The sequence below is a fragment of the Mycobacterium sp. NGS41 genome (assembly GCF_059812725.1).
The window spans coordinates 126,841-146,299 of the sequence record NZ_JCALDF010000004.1; the positions used below are offsets into that span (position 1 = coordinate 126,841).

The window sequence follows — 19,459 nt, forward strand, 5'->3', positions numbered from 1 at the left end:
GACGATGATGCGGGCGTAGCCGGGGTAGGAGAGTGGCACCAATGAGCACCGACGTCTTTTTCAACCCGATTTGGGACGTCCGGATGACCGACACGTCTCTGCGGGACGGATCGCACCACAAGCGCCACCAGTTCACCAAGGACGAGGTGGGCGCCATCGTGGCTGCCCTGGACACCGCGGGCGTGCCCGTCATCGAGGTCACACACGGTGACGGCCTCGGCGGCTCGAGCTTCAACTACGGGTTCTCCAAGACCCCCGAACAGGAGCTCATCAAGCTTGCCGCCGAAACCGCCAAAGAGGCCAAGATCGCCTTTTTGATGCTGCCCGGCGTGGGCACCAAGGAGGACATCAAGGAGGCCCAGGATAACGGCGGGTCGATCTGCCGAATCGCCACGCACTGCACCGAAGCTGACGTGTCGATCCAGCACTTCGGGTTGGCCCGCGAGCTGGGCCTGGAAACCGTCGGGTTCCTGATGATGGCTCACACCATTCCGCCGGAGAAATTGGCCGCCCAAGCCCGCATCATGGCTGATGCGGGCTGCCAATGCGTCTATGTCGTCGACTCCGCCGGAGCGCTGGTTCTGGAAGGGGTGCGCGATAGGGTCGCGGCGCTGGTCGCCGAACTCGGCGACGACGCCCAGGTCGGCTTCCACGGCCACGAAAACCTGGGGTTGGGGGTAGCGAACTCGGTCGAGGCCGTCCGCGCGGGCGCCAAGCAGATCGACGGCTCCTGCCGTCGGTTCGGCGCCGGTGCGGGCAACGCGCCGGTGGAGGCGCTGATTGGTGTGTTCGACAAGATCGGCGTCAAGACCGGCATCGACTTCTTCGACATCGCCGACGCCGCCGAAGACGTGGTGCGGCCGGCCATGCCGGCCGAATGCCTGCTTGACCGCAACGCGCTGATCATGGGGTATTCCGGGGTTTATTCCAGCTTCCTCAAGCACGCGGTGCGCCAATCTGAACGTTACGGGGTGCCCGCCCACCAGTTGTTGCACCGGGCCGGTCAGCGCAAGCTCATCGGCGGCCAGGAGGATCAGCTCATCGATATCGCGCTGGAGATCAAGCGGGAGCAGGAAAGCGGGGCTGCAGTCTCGCCGTAGTGCAGCGCCTTAGGCCGGTGCGTGCACAGGTTACGCAAAGGAACCGCGGGTAGCCTCGCGCGCATGAGCAAGACATCCAACACACGCGGTTTCCGTCGCCGCGGGCTGTACGGCAGGCTCGCCGGGGGGCTGCTAACCGCTGCTGGCGCGACGCTGATCGCGCTGCCAGTGGCCAACGCTGATCCGCCATGCAATCAGACCGTGGGGCAATCCATCGACTCGTACCTGAAGCGGCATCCCGACGTCCACCAGCAGCTGGAAAACAGCTCGCGGGCGGAAGGTGGCAACGGCAACGTCATCGACTACCTGAATCGGCATCCGGATGTGCGGCAGCATCTGATCGACCTGTCTCAGCAGTGCACATCTTAGTGAGTCGGCGTCGTCTCTGAACCCCACGGGCGACGCGCGCGAATGTTCGCGGTTGACTCAAAACAGGAACACGTTCTAGCGTCGAGGACGTGTTCGCTTCCCCCGTTTCAGGCCCGCTCAGTTCGGCGATCGCGGAGGCCGAGGAATTGGTCGCCGCCGCCCCCCACATCGAGACCGAAGCCGACTTACTCGAAGGACTGCAGTACCTGGCGGGCTGCGTCGCGGGGTGTCTGCATCTGGCATTCGACTACGAACGTGACCACCCTTTTTTGCAGTCCGGCACCGGACCCTTCACCAAGATGGGCCTGGACAACCCCGACACCCTCTACTTCGGGACCCGGGTCCACGCCGAGCGCGACTACGTGGTCACCGGTAAGCGCGGCACCACTACCGACCTGAGTTTCCAATTGCTTGGTGGCGAGTACACCGACGACAACGTGCCCGCCAGCCAGGCCGCGTTCGACGACCGGGAACTCGAAATCGCCGAAGACGGTAGCTTCGAATGGCGGTTGCGCCCCACCAGCGCCGGGCAACTGGTGATGCGTGAGGTATACGGCGACTGGTCCGCGCAGCGCGGCACCCTGACGATTTCCCGGCTGGACACCGCCGGTACCGCGCCACCGCCGCTGACCCGCGAGGCGATTGAAAAGCGTTACGCTACAGCGGGAAAGCAACTCGTCAATCGGGTGAAGACATGGCTGCAATTCCCGCAGTGGTTCTATCTCAAGATCCCGGTCAACACCATGGTGCCGCCGCGGCTGACGCCCGGTGGGCTGGCGACCCAGTACTCGTCGGTCGGGCATTTCGAGTTGCGGCCAGATCAGGCGCTGGTGATCACGGTTCCGGTGAGCGACGCCCCTTACCTGGGCTTCCAGCTGGGCAGCTTGTGGTACATCTCGCTGGACTACATCAACCACCAGACCTCGCTGAATAACACTCAGGCCCAAGCGGATCCGGACGGCAAGGTTCGCATCGTCGTGGCAGACCAGAACCCGGGTGTGACCAACTGGGTGGAAACGCTCGGCCATCGTCGCGGCTTCCTGCAGTTCCGCTGGCAGCGGGTCTCACGTCAGCTCACCGAAGCCGACGGGCCGACCGTCGAGCTGGTCGACTTCGACGCGATACCGGCCGCACTGCCGTATCTGGAGCACAACAAGATTTCCGAGGACGATTGGCGCGCGCGAATAGCACTGCGCCAGCAGCAAATTGCGGCCAGGATGTTGGGGTGAGGATGACAGGAATGCTCGATCGGAAAGTGGTGGTCATCAGTGGTGTCGGCCCTGGGCTGGGAACCACGCTGGCGCACCGGTGCGCGCGTGACGGCGCCGACCTGGTGCTGGCGGCCCGCAGCGCCGAGCGTCTAGATGACGTCGCCAAGCAGATCCTCGACACCGGACGGCGGGCGGTGGCGGTGCCCACCGACATCACCAACGACGACCAGGTCAGCAACCTCGTCGACGCGACCCTGGAGGCATACGGCAGAGTCGATGTGCTGATCAACAACGCATTTCGGGTACCCTCGATGAAGCCGTTGGCGGGCACCACATTTCAGCACATCAGGGACGCGATCGAACTCAGCGCCCTGGGGGCGCTACGCCTCATCCAGGGCTTCACGCCCGCCCTCGCGGAGTCACACGGGTCGATCGTCAACGTCAACTCCATGGTGCTGCGGCACTCGCAGGCCAAGTACGGCGCCTACAAGATGGCCAAGTCCGCGCTACTGGCCATGTCACAGTCACTGGCCACCGAACTCGGTGAAAAGGGTATCCGCGTCAATTCGGTTGCGCCCGGCTATATCTGGGGTGAGACGCTGCAGAGCTACTTCAATCATCAAGCCGGAAAGTACGGCACCACGGCGGACCAGATCTACCAGGCCACCGCCGCCAACTCCGACCTCAAACGCCTGCCCACCGAGGACGAGGTGGCGTCGGCGATTCTCTTCATGGCAAGCGACTTGTCCAGCGGGATCAGCGGGCAGACTCTCGATGTGAACTGCGGGGAGTATCACAACTGATGACCGATCGCACCGACGTCGGCTCCGTCGACGAACTGCACGCATCGGCCACCAAGCTGACCGGGCTCGACGATTTCGGCGCCGACGACGACAACTACCGCGAAGCGCTGGCGGTGTTGCTCGACTCATACCGGCGGGAAGCGAGCCTGACCGTGTTGGGCAGCAAGATGAATCGGTTCTTTCTGCGCGGCGCGCTGGTGGCCAGGCTGCTGTCGGAAAACGCGTGGAAGCAGTATCCGCAATACGCCGATGTCGTCATCGAACGGCCGATCTTTGTCACCGGCCTGGTGCGCACCGGCACCACGGCGCTGCACCGGCTACTTGGCGCCGACCCCGCGCATCAGGGTCTGCACATGTGGCTGGCCGAGTTCCCGCAGCCGCGACCACCGCGCGAAACCTGGGAATCCAACCCGCTGTATCGCCAACTCGACGCGCAATTTAATCAGCATCACGCCGAAAACCCCGGATACACCGGCCTGCACTTCATGGCCGCATACGAGCTGGAGGAATGCTGGCAGCTGTTGCGGCAGTCACTGCATTCTGTGTCCTACGAGACACTTGCCCACTTACCCAGTTATGCGGAGTGGCTTTCCAACCGAGACTGGACGCCGTCCTATCGACGACACCGGAAAAACCTTCAGCTGATCGGACTCAACGACGCCGAAAAGCGTTGGGTGCTTAAAAATCCCAGTCATCTCTTTGCGCTGGACGCTTTGATGGCAGCCTATCCCGACGCGTTGGTAATACAGACCCATCGACCGGTCGAGACGATCATGGCTTCCATGTGTTCGCTGGCGCAGCACACCGCCGACGGTTGGTCCACGACGTTCGTCGGCGCCCAGATCGGGGCTGACGCAATGGATACCTGGTCGCGTGGTTTGGAGCGGTTCAATACCGCTCGTGCCAAATATGATTCGGCGCAGTTCTATGACGTCGACTATCGCGATTTGATCTCCGATCCGCTCGGTACGGTAGCCGACATCTACCGGAAATTTGGTCTGACGCTGACCGACGAAGCGCGCCAAGCGATGACGGATATCCACGCTCAGAGTCAAGCCGGGGAGCGTGCGCCGAAGCACACGTATTCGCTGGCTGACTACGGGCTTTCGGTCGAGACGGTTAAGGAGCGGTTCGCGGGCCTGTAATCGGCCGTGCCGTGGCATGCGGCAGGTTCGCCCCGTCTGTCACCCCAGCCACCAGCGGGAAGCGACGTGTCTTTCCGGCTCCGAGCGACAACCATTGGACGCCAACCGATTTGTCGCTGGGGCGGACAGAAAGTCATCAGCGAATTGCTTCATGTCAGGGTGCGCGCAGCGACAGTGGTTGTCGCGGGCTTTGAGTGTGAATCCTGTGCTTCGCGGGTGAATCCTGGGCTTCGCGGGTGAAACGTGGGCGCAAATTCGCGCCGATCCCCGCCCTATATTCACCTGGAAAGCCGTCAGTCCACAATGAAAGCCGTCAGTTCACACTGAACGCCCTAACTTCACAATCAAGGCCGTCAGTTCACACTGAAAGCTGACACGCTCTAATCTTCGGCGGGGTGGTCCAGGTAGCCCTCCGCCACGGCATGTTCGATGCTGTCGCTCAGCCTCGGGCAGGACCTGGTGCGAGCGGTGTCTCCGCCGGAGGCGCGTACTTCGGCGAAATGTGCGCAACGCTGCGATGCTTCGCTGTCCCACTGCACCGCGGTGTGACCCGGCCCCAGCCGCTTGACGGTGACCGTGACGTGGCAGAACCGGCAGTCCACGGGTCGCAGTCCGGACGTGAGGTACCGCTCACGGTCCGCGAGGCTGGCGTCGCGAACCGCGGCGGCGCGTTGTGGATCGTCGGCGAAATCCCTGGACTTGGACCACGACTCGCCGTTGCCGCCGGAGCGGGAGGGTCGTTCACCGTGATCGCCATGGTCCCCGTGCAGCAGTAACATCGACCGGGCCAGCCGATCGACGTCGGGAACCGCCGGCTGATCGTCAGGCATATCGGTCAGTGTTGCTCGGCGGGCACTTCGTCGGAGGCCGGTTCGGCGTCCCTCGCCTTCAGGTTCGCCGCGACCTCGGCGTTCCAGAACTCGTTGGCGCGCGTGGTGTCGACCTCAATCTCGAAGCGCTCCACCATTTCCGGTTTGATGTCGGCGACGTCGACGTAGAACTGCTCATACCAGCGTCGCAACTGATACACCGCGCCGTCCTCTTCGACCAGCAACGGGTTGTCGATCCGGGTCTTGTGTTTCCAGATCTCGACATCCTGCAAGAAGCCTTTGCTGACCCCGTCGGTGAAGACCCGCGACAGCTTGTCAGTCATCTTCTCGTCCATGCCTTTTGGCTTTTCGACTATGACACCCCACTGCAGAACGAACGAGTTCTGGGTGACCGGGTAGTGGCAGTTGATCAGGATCGATTCGGCCTTATAGTCGCCGTATTTGTTGTGCAGCCAGTTGATCATGAACGACGGACCGAAGTAAGACGCTTCCGAATCCAGGTGTGCCTCACCGTAAGAAGTGCCCAGGTCGTTCACGTCGGGCCGGCCCACGTTGTGCAGGTACTGCGAGGCGACGTGGCCCTCGAAGACGTTTTTGAAGTACGTGGGCAACCCGAAGTGGATGTAGAAGAAGTGCGCCATATCGGTGACGTTGTCGATGATGTCGCGGCAGTTGGAACCCTCGATGAGGATGCTGTTCCACCGCCATTCGGTCCACTCGTCGCTGGCCGCCTCGGGAATCTCTGGAATTCTGACTGCCGGATCCGGCGGATTGCCTTCGTGGTCGTGCCAGACGAACAGCAGGCCGCTGCGCACATCGGTGGTCCATGCGCGGGTACGCGCCATTCGGGGTGTGCGCTTGGCGTACGGCACCAGCTTGCAGCGGCCGTCACCGCCCCAGCGCCAGTCGTGGAAGGGGCAGGCGATCTCGTCGCCCTTGATGGTCCCCTCGGACAGGTCGCCGCCCATGTGCCGGCAGTAGGCGTCGAGGACCTTCACCTCTCCCTGCGAGTCGGCGAAAACCACCAGTTTGGTGCCGAACGCCTGAACCGCGTGTGGTTCCCCGTCCAGGAAGTCCTTCGCGACGCCCAGGCAGTGCCAGCCCCGGGCGTACCGGGTCGGCAAAGCGCCGGAATCGATCTCCCGGATGCCGACGGCACTTGTGTCGGTACTCACCTGGTCACCTCCAAGTCACTGGCTCTAACTAGAACACGTTACAGTTTTGGCACTGGTATGCGCAACGACGGTGGGTCTGGCTGTGTTAGCTAAGGGGCGTATTTACGCCTGCTGTATATCTAAACGATGCCGCTATTTGCTTTCGAGGGTCGGGCGCCCCGGATCGATCCCACCGCCTTCGTGGCCCCGACCGCGACTCTGATCGGCGACGTGACGGTCGAGGCGGGGGCGTCGGTCTGGTTCAACGCCGTGCTGCGCGGCGACTACGGGCCCATCGTGATCCGCGAAGGCGCCAATGTGCAGGACGGATCGGTGTTGCACGCGCCGCCCGGCATCCCGGTCGACATCGGTCCCGGAGCGACGGTGGCGCACATGTGTGTCATTCACGGGGTGCACGTCGGGTCCGAAGCGCTGATCGCCAACCACGCCACAGTGCTCGACGGCGCGGTGATCGGCGCCCGCAGCATGATCGCGGCTCATTCGCTGGTGGTGGCCGGAACCCATATTCCGGGCGGCGTGCTGGCGATGGGTGCGCCGGCCCAGGTGAAAGGCCCGATTGCCGGAACGGGCGCCGAGATGTGGATCAACCTCAACCCGCAGGCCTACCGCGAGCTGGCTCAGCGGCATCTGGCCGGACTCGAGCCGGTCTAGACGTGCCGAGTCAGAAACCTTGAACATCACCGGGGAGGGCACCACTGAGCTACCACGCTCAGGTGGCAGGCGCAGCGGTCGCTGGGTGGCGCTCGCCGCGCTGGCGGCGACCATCGCCCTGTTCGGATGGTTCTATCTCGACCACCTGATGCACGTGCCCGACGACGGCAGCTTGATCGATTTGCTGGTGTACCGCGCTGGTGGCCACGCAGTCCTCACCGGCCACTCGCTTTATGCGGCTGACTTCGCCGCGGTCGACAATTCTCCGAATGGCCTGGCCTTCGCCTATCCGCCGTTCTCCGCCCTTGTCCTGGTCCCGCTGGCGCTTTTGCCGGCGATCGCCGCGAAGGGGTTGATGGTTACCCTCAACGCCGTCGCAAGTCTTGTCATTTTCGTCGTCATAGTTGTTGCGGCGCTGGGCAAATGGGATCGCCTCAGGGGCTGGCGGTCGCTGACCTCGCCACTCTCGGTCAAGACCGGATTGGTCGTCGTCGCCGCGGCCGCAGTCTTCGTCTTCAGCGTGCCGGTCCAGCACAACATGGACTACGGGCAGGTGAATTTGATTCTGGTCGCGATGGTTGCGCTCGATGTGTTCCCGCCCTCCGTACCGTGGCCACGCGGACTGCTGGTTGGCCTCGGGGTAGCGATCAAGCTAACGCCCGCGGTCTTCGTCGGCTACTTCCTGGTGACCCGACAGTGGCGTGCCCTGGCCGTATCGGTGGCCACGACCGTGCTGGCGATGGCATTGGGCTGGCTCGTTGAACCGTCGGATACCGTCCGGTATTTGACCTCCACAGCTTTCCAGCCCGCGCGAATCGGCGGACTGGCCTATTCGTCGAACCAGTCGCTGCGGGGCATCATCGAGCGCATCCCCGCACTGGATGCCGCGCGTGGTGTGATTTGGCTGGTGGCAATTGTTTTGGTGCTGGCCCTGGCCGTGGTCGCGATCAAGGTCAGCCGGCGCTCCGAAGATGTCGTCGCCGCCGTGCTGTCTGCGGCGTGCATCGACGTGCTCTGCTCGCCGGTGTCGTGGGGTCATCACTGGGTGTGGTTGTCGGCAGCGGCGGTGTACTTCCTGGTGCGCTGGGCAGCGGTCGGCGGCGCACGGAACCTGGTCGCGGGACTTGTCGTAGCGGTGGTTATTCGGGCCGCGCCCTGGGCACACCTTCCCAACAGCGACGAGCGAGAGCGGGTGTGGACTCCGATGCAACACCTGCTCGGCAGCGTATGGGCGCTCACCGCGCTTGCGTTGCTGGTGTTGTTCGCGACGGCGCGCGTCAGGCAGCGCGATGCGGCTCAAGGCAATTCCTTGGCGCCGCCGTCAAGCTGACTCAGATCCTCGCTATCGCCGCTTGCTACGGGTTCCAAGAATCCATCAAGGATCCGCCAAGTTCCGCGCCGGATAGTTGCGACACCAAAACATTCGACACCAGTCGAACAAGAGAACGAGGTTCACGACCATGTCCAACTTACCGGCGACACTGCCACGAAATGACGACACCTTAGAGCTCAACGAAGTTGAGCTGCGGACACCGACGCTGATCACCGAGCAAGAGGTCCGGTTCAGCACCGCAGTGGCGCTCGCACCTCCGACCCGGCAGCGGACACGCGGTGCCCGGGTCGTCGCGGCCATGCGGCGCATGTTCGCCGCCTCGCCGGAAGCGCAGCGTCCGGAGCGACGCCACCATCCTCGGCGCTACACGTTCCTGGAAGACGCGCTCATGGGGCGCGAGATGGACCGACTCTGACCGATGACCGGCGGAGCGGGCACCTGACGCGACGCCGGATCGGTGAGTGGCGTCGGCAGTTACACTGTCGGCGAGCCGATTACGCCTTTCGCGCGGTTGCGGCCGCGCGTTCCATCTCCCAATACGCGCGCAGGGCGACCACCTGGCCCTCGTCGTTCGCCTTATAGGTGAACACGCCTTCCGCGGTGATCTGGTAGTCGCCCGTCGTAATCAGGATGTGCCCGACGTTGGCTTCCTCGTTGCCGCATTGGTAGGTGTCGCGGAAGAAGAACTCGATCTTGGTGGTGGGCGCGATCGCCTTGTCCCAGAAGGCCGATATCGCGTCGCGACCGCGATGCCCCGTGCTTTCCGGGTCGAAAGCCGATGGCCCGATGGGGTCTTCGACAATAGCGTCGTCGGTAAACACCGCTAGCCAGGCTTCTTTGTTTTTGGCTTGCACCGCCTCGCGGGACCGACGTCCTGCCTCGTGCGCGGGGTGCTTGACTTTGGCCTGCTGCTGGCTCATTTAGCCGCCTGCGCCGGTTTGTCGCTGCTAACCACCCACATCGAGTAGTACTGCGAGCCGCCACCATAGGCATGTCCCAAAGCTTTTCGCGCACCCGGCACCTGGTGGTCCCCGGCCTTGCCCATCACTTGGATCGCCGCCTCAGCGAAGCGGATCAGGCCCGAGGCGCCGATCGGGTTCGACGACAGTACCCCGCCGGACGGGTTCACCGGAAGCCGTCCCCCGATCGCGGTCTCGCCGGCCTCGGTGAGTTTCCAGCCTTCGCCCTCAGGGGCGAAACCAAGGCTTTCCAACCACATCGGCTCGAACCAGGAAAACGGCACGTAGATTTCGGCGGCGTCGATCTCGTCGATGGGGCTGGTGATGCCGGCCGCCTTCCACAACGCCGCGGCCGCATCCCGGCTGGCCTGCGGGCTGACCTGGTCGCGTCCGGAAAACTGCAGCGGCTCGGTGCGCAGCGCGGTCGCATGGATCCATGCCACCGGATTTCCTTGCGCCAAGCTGGCTTCGGCGGCCTCCTCGTTGCCGATCACGACGGCGGCGGCACCGTCAGACGAGGGGCAGGTCTCGTCGTAGCGGATCGGGTCCCACAGCATTGGCGATTCCATCACCTTCTCGAGGGTGATGTCGGGCTGGTGCAGATGCGCCAACGGGTTGCGGGCGCCGTTCAGCCGGTCCTTGACCGCGACCATCGCACCGATGTTCGTCGGGGCCCCGGAGCGGCGGATGTACGACCGCACGTGCGGAGCGAAATAGCCACCCGCGCCCGCGCCGACGGGCTTGATGAAGGGGATCGGAATCGACAACGCCCACATGGCATTGGACTCCGACTGCTTTTCCCATGCCATCGCCAGCACTCGGCGGTACTTACCGGACTGCACCAGGCTGGCCGCCACCACGCCGGTGGACCCGCCAACCGAACCGGCAGTGTGTACCCGGATCAGCGGCTTGCCGGTGGCGCCCATGGCGTCGACCATGAACAGCTCCGGCATCATGACGCCCTCGAAAAAGTCAGGGGCCTTGCCTACGACGACAGCGTCGATGTCGTCGAAAGCGGAACCAGAATCTTGCAGCGCGCGGTCGATGGCCTCGCGCACCAGCCCGTTCATCGAAACGTCTTTGCGTTTAGCGACATATTTGGTCTGCCCGGTACCGAGTACCGCGGCGAGATTTGCCCCTGCACCGGCCATCAGTTCTGTCCTTCCATGACTGCGACCAGATTCTGTTGCAGCGCAGGACCGCTGGTAGCGTGCGCCAGCACCCGTCCTGCCGAGCCGTTCCAGATGTGTTGTGCGGCAAAACCGATCCGCTCGAGGCCGGCGACGAACATCGGGTTGGCCGCCAGCGCTCCGCCGGACGGGTTCACCTTCGTCGATCCGCGTAGTCCGATCGCTTCGGTGAGGATCAGGTGCTGATGGGTAAAGGGCGCGTGTATTTCCGCGACGTCGATACCAGTGTCACCGCCCGTGGCAGCCTTGGCCGATGCCGCGGTGGACGACGACACGGTGAGGTCGCGCAGACCCAGTGTCGGCGTCTCGATGCGGTGCTCGATTCCCGTTATCCAGGCTGGCTTTTCGCGTAGCTCACGGGCGCGATCGCCGGCGGCGAGCACGATGGCGGCGGCACCGTCGGTGATTGGTGCAATGTCGTGGCGTCGCAGTGGATCGTTGAAGAACGGCCGCGCCAGGAGTTCGTCGATGCTTTTGGCCGGCTTCTCGGAGTCGTTGCGTTCGGATTGGGCGAACGAGTCGAGGGCAACCTGCGCCATCTGCTCGGGTGTCCACTTGCCGGAGTCCAACCCGATGCGGGCCTGCAGACCCGCCATTGAAACCGAGTCCGGCCACAGCGGCGCGACGGTGTAGGGGTCGGTTTGCCGGGAGAGAATCTGGCGCAGGATTCCGGCGGACGACTTCCCAAACCCGTACACCAGCGCGGTGTCCACCTCCCCGGTGAGGATCTTGATGTATGCCTCGTACAGCGCCCAGGCGGCGTCCATCTCGACGTGCGACTCGTTGATCGGCGGCACCGCCCCGATCGAGTCGATCGCCGAGATGAAAGAAAACGCCCTTCCGGCAAGGTAATCCGAGGACCCGGAGCACCAGAAGCCGATGTCGGCCTTGGTGATGCCCAAGTCCTCATACAGCTGCGCGAAACACGGCATCAGCATTTCGACGCCGTTGGTGGTGCCGTCGGTGCGGCGGACATGCGGTGCGTGCGCGAAGCCCACCACCGCGACATTGCGAGTGCTCATGTGTAGGTAAACCCTTTACAGGTGGTGCTTATAGGTGTCGTAGTCAGCATCTGGTTCGCCGGTAGGTCGGAAGTACTCGATGTTGTCGATTCCGAATCCCCACTCCTCACGCGGCTTCCACACCGCCTCGACACGCATGCCCATCCGGACTTCGTGCGCGTCGATGTCGGCGACCAGGTGCAGGAACGGAATGTCGGCGCCGTCGAGCAAGACGTAGGCCGCAACGTAAGGCGGTTTGATGCGCTGGCCCTGGAACGGGATGTTGATGATCGCGAACGTCGTCACCGTGCCCTTGTCCGGCAACTCGACGAAGTCGGTGGTCGGCAGCCCGGTGGCGGGGTCGGCGCCGTGCGGCGGGAAGTAGACCTTGCCGGATTCGCCCGTTTTTGCGCCCAGAAGTTTGCCCTCGGCGATGGCGCGCAGGTAGGCGCTCTCCTCGTGCGACGCGGTGTGCTGAATCGTCAGCGAAACCGGCGTGACGATCATGGTGACCGGGTCTTGATCGTTGGCCGGCGCCTCTGGTTCCGCGTCTTCGCCCAGCTTGAAGTAGGCGATGTCGGTGATCGCGCCGACGGTCTCGTCGGCCCAGTGCACGTGCACCCGGGTGCCGCTGCTGATCGCGTCGGGTGAGCCGGCATCCACCGCGTGCAGCAGAGGGGTGTCGGCGCCGTCGAGCTTGATCAGTGCCCAGGCGAAGGGCCGGTCGAGCGGTTCCCCGCCGAGCGGTTCGGGCTGCCAGGTCCAGGACACGACCGTTCCGACGCTGGACACCGGTACCATCTCGCCCAGCGGTTCGTAGCTGACCGGGTCGTATTCCGGCGGCGGTACGTGTACCCGGCCATCGGAGCCGCGTACGCCCAGAACGCGGCGCTCACGCAGTGCAGTGAAGAAGTTGCTTAGCGTGGGACCGACCGAACGGGTGTAGTCGAAGGACAAGGTAAGTGGCGCGGAGAGGGGCGGCTCAGGGTGATCGATCAGGGTCGGGCCGCTCGAACTGGCTGTCACGCCTTCGAGTAGAACAGGTTCTAAGAATCGTTTCAACATTAGTTTCGGAGAGGCATGTATGAAGCTCGGACTGCAGCTGGGTTATTGGGGTGCCAATCCGCCCGAGAACCACGCGGAGCTCGTCGCCGCGGCCGAGGCCGCCGGTTTCGACGCCGTGTTCACCGCCGAGGCGTGGGGCTCCGACGCTTACACACCGTTGGCTTGGTGGGGTTCGTCGACGCAGCGAGTCCGTCTGGGCACGTCGGTGGTCCAGCTGTCCGCGCGTACCCCGACGGCCTGCGCGATGGCCGCGCTGACCCTGGACCATCTGTCCGGCGGCCGGCACATCCTCGGCCTAGGCGTATCCGGACCCCAAGTGGTTGAAGGCTGGTACGGGCAGCGGTTTCCCAAGCCGCTGGCGCGCACCCGTGAATACATCGACATCATCCGGCAGGTGTGGGCTCGGGAGAAGCCGGTGACCAGCGAGGGCCCCCACTACCCATTGCCGCTGACGGGTTCTGGGACGACCGGTCTGGGTAAGCCGCTCAAGCCCATCACGCATCCCCTGCGCGCCGATATCCCGATCATGCTGGGCGCCGAGGGTCCGAAGAACGTCGCACTGGCGGGTGAGGTCTGCGACGGCTGGCTGCCCATCTTCTACACCCCGCGGATGGCTGACACCTACAACGAATGGCTCGCCGAGGGCTTCGCCCGGCCGGGCGCGCGCCGTAGCCGCGAGGACTTCGAGATCTGCGCGACCGCGAACATCGTCATCACCGATGACCGCGCCGCGGCCTTCGCGGCGATGAAGCCGTATCTGGCTCTCTACATGGGCGGCATGGGCGCGGAGGACACCAACTTTCACGCCGATGTGTACCGGCGGATGGGTTACCCGGAGGTCGTCGACGACGTGACGAAGCTGTTCCGCAGCAACCAGAAGGACAAGGCCGCCGAAATCATCCCAGATGAGGTCGTCGACGACGCCGCGATCGTGGGCGACGTGGACTACGTGCGTAAGCAGATCAAGGTCTGGGAAGGGGCGGGCGTCACGATGATGGTTGTGAACGGACGCAACACCGCGCAGATCAACGAACTCGCCTCGTTGGTCTAGCCGATCCTTGCCAGCTCATTAGAACGCGTTCTAGATTGACCGGATGACAGCCTCGCAGCACACCATCGCGGGCACGGTACTCACCATGCCGGTACAGATCCGTAAGGCCCAGCAGCACATGGCGATGTTCTCGGTTGACGCCGACGCCGCCCAGCAGATGATCGACTACAGCGGCCTGCAGGTCTGCCGCTACCTACCTGGGCGCGCGGTCGTGGTGCTGATGTTGATGCACTACGTCGACGGCGACCTCGGGCAGTACTACGAATTCGGTACCAGCGTGATGGTCAACCCGCCGGGATCGAACGCAGCTGGGCCACGCGCGCTGCAGTCGGCTGGCGCATTCATCCACCACCTGCCCGTCGACCAGGAATTCACGCTAGAAGCCGGAACCAAGATCTGGGGCTACCCGAAGGTGATGGCGGACTTCACCATTCGGGAGGGACGTCAGTTCGGTTTCGACATGAGCATCGACGGGCAGCCAGTGGTCGGCATGGAGTTTCGCCGCGGCCTGCCTTTTCGGTTGACGCCGCGCACGCAGGCGCAGCGCAGCTATTCGCACCGCGACGGCGTCACCCGCGAGACCGGGTTCGAGCACACGCTCGACGGTGTGCGCACCCGCTTTGGCGGCGCACGCATCTGGTTGGGCGATCACCCCTATGCGAAAGAGCTGGCGTCGCTGGGCCTTCCGAAGCGCGCCATGCTGTCGAGTTCTGCTGACCATGTACAAATGACATTCGGCGACGCGCAGGAGATTTCATGACAGTCACTTCGACGACCAGACCCTCTGTGGACCTGACCGACGGCGCTTTCTACGCAGGCGACTCCCGATCCGTCTACCGCTGGATGCGGGAGAACGAGCCGGTCTTTCGAGACCGCAACGGGTTGGCCGCCGCCTCGACGTATCAGGCCGTCATCGAGGCCGAGCGCACCCCCGAGCTGTTCTCGAACGCCGGTGGCATTCGACCCGACCAGGACGGCGTCGAGATGATGATCGAGATGGACGATCCGCAACATCTGTTGCGGCGCAAGCTCGTTAACTCCGGCTTCACCCGCAAGCGCGTGAAAGACCAAGAGGCCAAGATCATGTCACTGTGTGACACGTTGATTGACGCGGTGTGCGAGCGCGGGGAATGCGACTTCGTTTGGGACCTCGCCGCGCCCCTGCCGATGGCGGTCATCGGCGACATGCTGGGTGTGCGTCCGGAGGAACGCAAGATGTTCCTCAAGTGGTCCGACGATCTCGTCAGTTTCTTGAGCAGCACTGCGGCGCAAGAGGATTTCCAGATCACGATGGATGCCTTCGCCGCCTACAGCGAATACATGATGGGGATGATCACGGCCCGCAAGGAGGAGCCGACCGATGATCTGGTCAGCGTTCTGGTGCATGCGGAGGTCGAAGGGTCACGCCTCGAGGACCACCAGATCGTCACCGAAGTGCTGCTGCTGCTGATCGGCGGCGACGAGACCACCCGTCACACGCTGTCCGGCGGAACGAGGCAGTTGCTGCTGCACCCCGATCAGCATCGGCGCCTGGCCGGTGACCTGGGAATGCTGCCCAACGCCATCGAAGAGATGCTGCGCTGGACCGCGCCGGTGAAGAACATGGCACGTACGGTCACCGCCGACACCGACTTCCACGGCACCCCGCTGCACCAGGGCGAAAAGATCATCCTGCTGTTCGAGTCGGCGAACTTCGATGAGAAGGTATTCGAGAACCCGGAGAGCTTCGACATCGAGCGCTACCCGAACAACCACCTCGCATTCGGCTTCGGGACACACTTCTGCCTGGGCAACCAGCTAGCCCGGTTAGAGCTGTCCATTATGCAAACCCGCTTGCTGCAGCGCCTTCCGGATATGCGGCTGGCTTCGGATGGCGCATTGCCACTGCGGCCGGCGAACTTCGTGTCCGGTCTGGAGAAAATGCCGGTGACCTTCACCCCGAGCGCGCCCCTTTCCTGACTCCATTTGCGCCCCCTTTGCGCTTCCTTGCGCCGAGCGTGAAACTGTCGCGAAAAAACGGCGTGGAACTCGTGACAGCTTCACTTTCGGCGACCCCACGCCGCTGAAACCCGGGCGATGACCCCACCCGGAGTGTCTTCGGCCGTGACCCGGATGTTGATCCAGCTCAGCGCTGCGAGCGCTTCGGCACGTCGAATGTCTTGGTTGAACCGCCGTCGGTCGATGCGGTGGTGTTCGCCCTCGTAGTCCGCGGCTATCTTCATGTCCTCCCAGCCCACGTCGACGACCGCGACCAGCTGGCCATATTCGTCGTACACGGGAATCTGGGTGCTCGGCCGTGGAAAGCCCGCCCGGATGAGTAAGAGTCGCAGCCAGGTCTCGCGGGGCGACTCCGCACCGGCATCGACGAGATCCAGTGCGCTACGCGCCCGCCGGATGCCCCGGCGTCCCTGGTAGCGCTCGGCGAGGAGCTCGACGTCGGCCAGCTTGAGGCGGGTCGCCCTGGCGAGCGAATCGATCATTGCGACCGCCTCGTCAACGGGATACCGGCAGGCCAGGTCCAGAGCGGTGCGCTCCGGCGTCGTCACGGCCATCCCTTGGACGATTACGATCTCGTCGTCCTCGATACGATCGGCCCAGCTGCGGATTCCCGGCGGGGGATGACGGTTGTCATGGACAATCTGCGCCGGTCGACCAGCGTCGATCCATTTGGCGCCGTGCAGCGCCGAGGCGGACAGTCCAGCGGCAACGCCCCGTCGTCTCGACCACAACCACGCCGCCTTGGCGCGGACCACAGGGGTGAGCTCGGTGTCGCGTCGCATGAAGACGTCTCGATGAATCGCGACGTACCGGCTACGCAGTGCATAAGGCGTCACGCGGCCGGATGCGACGGCTTCGCTGCCGATGAAGGGCTCTTCCATGCGCGGGAGTGTGCCCGACGCGGCTGACATCTCGCCGACAGTGAAGCTGTTGTGACGACCGCGCGGAAAAGTCGCGACAGCTTCACGCTCGCGGAGGGGACCCGAAGGGTTGCAGGCTAGCGGTTTTTGAACTCGGGCTTGCGCTTCTCGGCGAACGCCCGCGGGCCTTCCTTGGAGTCCTCGGACAAGAACACCTGAATACCGATCTGGGTATCCGGCTTGAACGCCTCGTTCTCGTGCATTCCCTCGGTCTCGCGGATTGTCCGCAGGATCGCCTGCACGGCCAGCGGGCCGTTATTCGATATGACCTCGGCAATCTCCAGCGCCTTGGTCAGCGCCTGTCCGTCGGGGACGACGTAGCCGATCAGGCCCATCTCCTTGGCCTCGGCGGCGGTGATGTGGCGTCCGGTCAGCAGCAGGTCGCACGCGACCGTGTAAGGAATCTGCCGTACCAACCGCACCGCCGATCCGCCCATCGGATACAGGCTCCACTTGGCCTCGGAGATGCCGAACTTGGCACTCTCACCGGCGACCCGGATGTCGGTGCCCTGCAGGATCTCGGTGCCCCCGGCGATCGCGGGCCCTTCCACCGCGGCGATCAGCGGTTTGGTCAGCCGGCGGCCCTTCAGCAGGGCATCGATGCGCGACGGGTCGTAGCTGCCGTCCTTGAAAGAGTCACCCGGAGGCTTCTGGGTGGCTGTCTTGAGGTCCATGCCTGCACAAAAGTAGCCACCGGCCCCGGTCAGGACGCAGCAGCGGATGTCGGGATCGTTGTCGACGCGGTCCCACGCCTCGACCATGATTTCCATCATTTCCGTGCTCAACGCGTTGCGCCGGTGCGGCCTGTTCATCGTCACGATCAGCGTGTGACCGCGCTGCTCGACCAGCGCGTCCGGTCCCGATTCGTTTGCTGGCGCTCCGGCATGATCCTGGGCCACCGCTGCCGCCTTTCCCTCGACAATGAGCACGAACTTGTCAAGAAATGTAACACGTTCTAATTTGGTGGCCGTGGCCCTGAATATTGCCGACCTCGCAGAGCACGCCATCGACGCCGTGCCCGACCGTGTAGCCTTCATCTGCGGCGATGAGAAGCTGACCTACGCCCAGCTGGAAGAGAAGGGCAATCGCCTCGCGCACTACCTGATGGACCAAGGTGTGCAGAAGGACGACAAGGTCGGACTCTACTGCCGCAATCGCAACGAGATCGTCATCGCGATGCTGGGCATCATCAAGGCCGGCGCCATCCTGGTCAATGTCAACTACCGCTACGTCGAGGGCGAACTGCGCTACCTCTTCGAAAACTCCGACATGGTCGCGCTGGTCCACGAGCGGCAGTACGCCGACCGGGTCGCCAACGTGCTACCCGACACCCCCAACGTCAAGACGATCCTGGTGGTCGAGGACGGCTCAGATAGCGACTACACGCGATACGGCGGCGTCGAGTTCTACGAAGCGATCGCGCAGGGCTCACCCGAGCGGGACTTCGGTGAACGCAGCGCCGACGCGATCTACCTGCTGTACACCGGCGGCACCACCGGCTTTCCGAAGGGCGTGATGTGGCGCCACGAGGACATCTACCGCGTGCTGTTCGGCGGAACCGACTTCGCGACAGGCGAATTCGTCAAGGACGAGTACGATCTGGCCAAGGCAGCCGCCGCCAATCCGCCGATGATCCGTTACCCGATCCCGCCGATGATCCACGGCGCCACCCAGTCGGCTACCTGGATGTCCATCTTCTCGGGCCAAACAACCGTGCTGGCACCGGAATTCAACGCCGACGAGGTGTGGCGCACGATTCACGACCACAAAGTGAACCTGTTGTTCTTCACCGGCGACGCGATGGCCCGGCCACTGCTGGACGCGCTGTTGAAGGACAACGAATACGATCTGTCGTCGCTATTCCTGCTGGCGAGCACGGCGGCGCTGTTCTCCCCGAGCATCAAGGACAAGCTGCTCGAACTGCTGCCCAACCGGGTGATCACCGACTCAATTGGCTCGTCGGAGACCGGCTTTGGTGGCACCAGCATCGTCGCCAAGGACGCGCCGCACAGCGGCGGCCCGCGGGTGACCATCGACCACCGCACCGTCGTGCTCGACGAAGACGGCAACGAAGTGCAGCCCGGCTCCGGTGTGCGCGGCTTCATCGCCAAGAAAGGCAACATCCCCGTCGGCTACTACAAGGACGAGAAGAAGACCGCCGAAACGTTCCGCACCATCAACGGGGTGCGCTACGCGATCCCCGGCGACTACGCGCAAGTCGAGGAAGACGGCACCGTGACCATGCTCGGCCGCGGCTCGGTGTCGATTAACAGCGGCGGCGAAAAGATCTACCCCGAGGAAGTCGAGGCCGTTCTCAAGGGTCATCCCGACGTGTTCGACGCGCTGGTGGTCGGGGTGCCCGACCCCCGGTACGGCCAGCATGTGGCCGCCGTGGTGCACGCTCGACCGGGGTGCCGGCCATCGCTGGCCGAGCTAGACAGCTTCGTGCGCTCGGAGATCGCTGGATACAAAGTGCCGCGCAGCCTTTGGCTGGTCGATGAGGTGAAGCGGTCGCCGGCGGGCAAGCCCGACTACCGGTGGGCCAAGGACCAGACCGAGGCGCGGCCCGCCGACGAGGTGCACGCCAGCCACGCAACTACCGGCGCCTGATCGGCCCGGCTGACAGGCGGGCGGGTGCGTCCACGGCCGGCGGGCTAG

At 64.0% G+C, this 19,459-nt stretch carries 20 protein-coding genes; 12 read left to right on the forward strand and 8 right to left on the reverse strand.

Annotated features, from left to right (window positions below):
- The first annotated feature begins 41 nt into the window (after window positions 1–41).
- The 5 genes from dmpG (at window position 42) to AC5Y21_RS06040 (ending at window position 4,628) form a co-directional block, all read left to right on the forward strand.
- Window positions 42–1,100: a 4-hydroxy-2-oxovalerate aldolase gene (gene dmpG, locus AC5Y21_RS06020; protein WP_499910402.1), complete on the forward strand. Its 1,059-nt coding sequence runs from the start codon at window positions 42–44 to the stop codon at window positions 1,098–1,100.
- 63 nt (window positions 1,101–1,163) lie between these two features.
- Complete coding sequence (locus AC5Y21_RS06025) at window positions 1,164–1,469, forward strand: hypothetical protein (RefSeq protein WP_499910404.1); 306 nt, start codon at window positions 1,164–1,166, stop codon at window positions 1,467–1,469.
- 89 nt (window positions 1,470–1,558) lie between these two features.
- Window positions 1,559–2,698: a hypothetical protein gene (locus tag AC5Y21_RS06030; RefSeq protein WP_499910406.1), complete on the forward strand. Its 1,140-nt coding sequence runs from the start codon at window positions 1,559–1,561 to the stop codon at window positions 2,696–2,698.
- A 2-nt stretch (window positions 2,699–2,700) separates the two neighbouring features.
- Window positions 2,701–3,483 (forward strand): SDR family oxidoreductase, encoded by a 783-nt coding sequence (locus tag AC5Y21_RS06035; protein ID WP_499910619.1) that lies wholly within the window; start codon window positions 2,701–2,703, stop codon window positions 3,481–3,483.
- Window positions 3,483–4,628 carry a sulfotransferase family protein gene (locus tag AC5Y21_RS06040; protein ID WP_499910408.1) on the forward strand — a complete coding sequence of 382 codons (1,146 nt, stop codon included), beginning with the start codon at window positions 3,483–3,485 and terminating at the stop codon, window positions 4,626–4,628. The genes AC5Y21_RS06035 and AC5Y21_RS06040 overlap by 1 nt, the downstream gene beginning before the upstream one ends.
- Window positions 4,629–5,008: 380 nt before the next feature.
- Here the strand turns inward: AC5Y21_RS06040 and AC5Y21_RS06045 are convergent, their stop codons facing one another.
- Together AC5Y21_RS06045 and AC5Y21_RS06050 are read right to left on the reverse strand one after the other, a co-directional pair.
- Entirely contained in the window at window positions 5,009–5,458 is a 450-nt protein-coding gene (locus AC5Y21_RS06045) for a hypothetical protein (RefSeq protein ID WP_499910409.1), read from the reverse strand.
- A gap of 5 nt (window positions 5,459–5,463) precedes the next feature.
- On the reverse strand, window positions 5,464–6,633 hold the full coding sequence (locus AC5Y21_RS06050) for a 3-ketosteroid-9-alpha-monooxygenase, oxygenase component (RefSeq protein ID WP_499910410.1): 1,170 nt from the start codon (window positions 6,631–6,633) through the stop codon (window positions 5,464–5,466).
- Window positions 6,634–6,759: 126 nt separating this feature from the next.
- Here AC5Y21_RS06050 and AC5Y21_RS06055 point away from each other — a divergent pair, with 126 nt between their 5' ends.
- The 3 genes from AC5Y21_RS06055 (at window position 6,760) to AC5Y21_RS06065 (ending at window position 9,032) form a co-directional block, all read left to right on the forward strand.
- On the forward strand, window positions 6,760–7,284 hold the full coding sequence (locus AC5Y21_RS06055) for a gamma carbonic anhydrase family protein (protein ID WP_499910411.1): 525 nt from the start codon (window positions 6,760–6,762) through the stop codon (window positions 7,282–7,284).
- 19 nt (window positions 7,285–7,303) lie between these two features.
- Complete coding sequence (locus tag AC5Y21_RS06060) at window positions 7,304–8,614, forward strand: glycosyltransferase 87 family protein (protein ID WP_499910413.1); 1,311 nt, start codon at window positions 7,304–7,306, stop codon at window positions 8,612–8,614.
- A 130-nt stretch (window positions 8,615–8,744) separates the two neighbouring features.
- The gene (locus AC5Y21_RS06065; protein WP_499910415.1) at window positions 8,745–9,032 is read left to right on the forward strand and encodes a hypothetical protein; all 288 of its coding nucleotides are present in this window, start codon (window positions 8,745–8,747) and stop codon (window positions 9,030–9,032) included.
- Window positions 9,033–9,111: 79 nt separating this feature from the next.
- Here AC5Y21_RS06065 and AC5Y21_RS06070 read toward each other — a convergent pair whose 3' ends face one another.
- Genes AC5Y21_RS06070 through AC5Y21_RS06085 form a run of 4 tightly spaced genes read right to left on the reverse strand, consistent with a single transcriptional unit; the run spans window position 9,112 to window position 12,793 of the window.
- Entirely contained in the window at window positions 9,112–9,537 is a 426-nt protein-coding gene (locus AC5Y21_RS06070) for a nuclear transport factor 2 family protein (protein WP_499910416.1), read from the reverse strand.
- Complete coding sequence (locus AC5Y21_RS06075) at window positions 9,534–10,727, reverse strand: thiolase family protein (RefSeq protein ID WP_499910418.1); 1,194 nt, start codon at window positions 10,725–10,727, stop codon at window positions 9,534–9,536. The genes AC5Y21_RS06070 and AC5Y21_RS06075 overlap by 4 nt, the downstream gene beginning before the upstream one ends.
- Window positions 10,727–11,788 carry a thiolase family protein gene (locus AC5Y21_RS06080; protein ID WP_499910420.1) on the reverse strand — a complete coding sequence of 354 codons (1,062 nt, stop codon included), beginning with the start codon at window positions 11,786–11,788 and terminating at the stop codon, window positions 10,727–10,729. Before AC5Y21_RS06080 ends, AC5Y21_RS06075 begins: the two co-directional genes overlap by 1 nt.
- Before the next feature lie 15 nt (window positions 11,789–11,803).
- Entirely contained in the window at window positions 11,804–12,793 is a 990-nt protein-coding gene (locus tag AC5Y21_RS06085; RefSeq protein WP_499910422.1) for a Zn-ribbon domain-containing OB-fold protein, read from the reverse strand.
- Window positions 12,794–12,851: 58 nt separating this feature from the next.
- Between AC5Y21_RS06085 and AC5Y21_RS06090 the strand changes: the two genes are divergently transcribed.
- From AC5Y21_RS06090 to AC5Y21_RS06100, 3 genes are read left to right on the forward strand one after another with little or no spacing between them, the layout of a single operon-like run.
- Window positions 12,852–13,883: an LLM class F420-dependent oxidoreductase gene (locus tag AC5Y21_RS06090; RefSeq protein ID WP_499910424.1), complete on the forward strand. Its 1,032-nt coding sequence runs from the start codon at window positions 12,852–12,854 to the stop codon at window positions 13,881–13,883.
- 43 nt (window positions 13,884–13,926) lie between these two features.
- Window positions 13,927–14,643 carry an acetoacetate decarboxylase family protein gene (locus tag AC5Y21_RS06095; RefSeq protein ID WP_499910426.1) on the forward strand — a complete coding sequence of 239 codons (717 nt, stop codon included), beginning with the start codon at window positions 13,927–13,929 and terminating at the stop codon, window positions 14,641–14,643.
- Window positions 14,640–15,842 carry a cytochrome P450 gene (locus tag AC5Y21_RS06100; RefSeq protein WP_499910427.1) on the forward strand — a complete coding sequence of 401 codons (1,203 nt, stop codon included), beginning with the start codon at window positions 14,640–14,642 and terminating at the stop codon, window positions 15,840–15,842. Before AC5Y21_RS06095 ends, AC5Y21_RS06100 begins: the two co-directional genes overlap by 4 nt.
- Before the next feature lie 80 nt (window positions 15,843–15,922).
- Here AC5Y21_RS06100 and AC5Y21_RS06105 read toward each other — a convergent pair whose 3' ends face one another.
- Window positions 15,923–16,762 carry a type IV toxin-antitoxin system AbiEi family antitoxin gene (locus AC5Y21_RS06105; RefSeq protein ID WP_499910429.1) on the reverse strand — a complete coding sequence of 280 codons (840 nt, stop codon included), beginning with the start codon at window positions 16,760–16,762 and terminating at the stop codon, window positions 15,923–15,925.
- Between the two features lie 116 nt (window positions 16,763–16,878).
- Entirely contained in the window at window positions 16,879–17,700 is an 822-nt protein-coding gene (locus AC5Y21_RS06110) for a crotonase/enoyl-CoA hydratase family protein (protein WP_499910621.1), read from the reverse strand.
- A 64-nt stretch (window positions 17,701–17,764) separates the two neighbouring features.
- Between AC5Y21_RS06110 and AC5Y21_RS06115 the strand changes: the two genes are divergently transcribed.
- Entirely contained in the window at window positions 17,765–19,411 is a 1,647-nt protein-coding gene (locus tag AC5Y21_RS06115; RefSeq protein WP_499910430.1) for an acyl-CoA synthetase, read from the forward strand.
- Window positions 19,412–19,459: the final 48 nt, after the last annotated feature.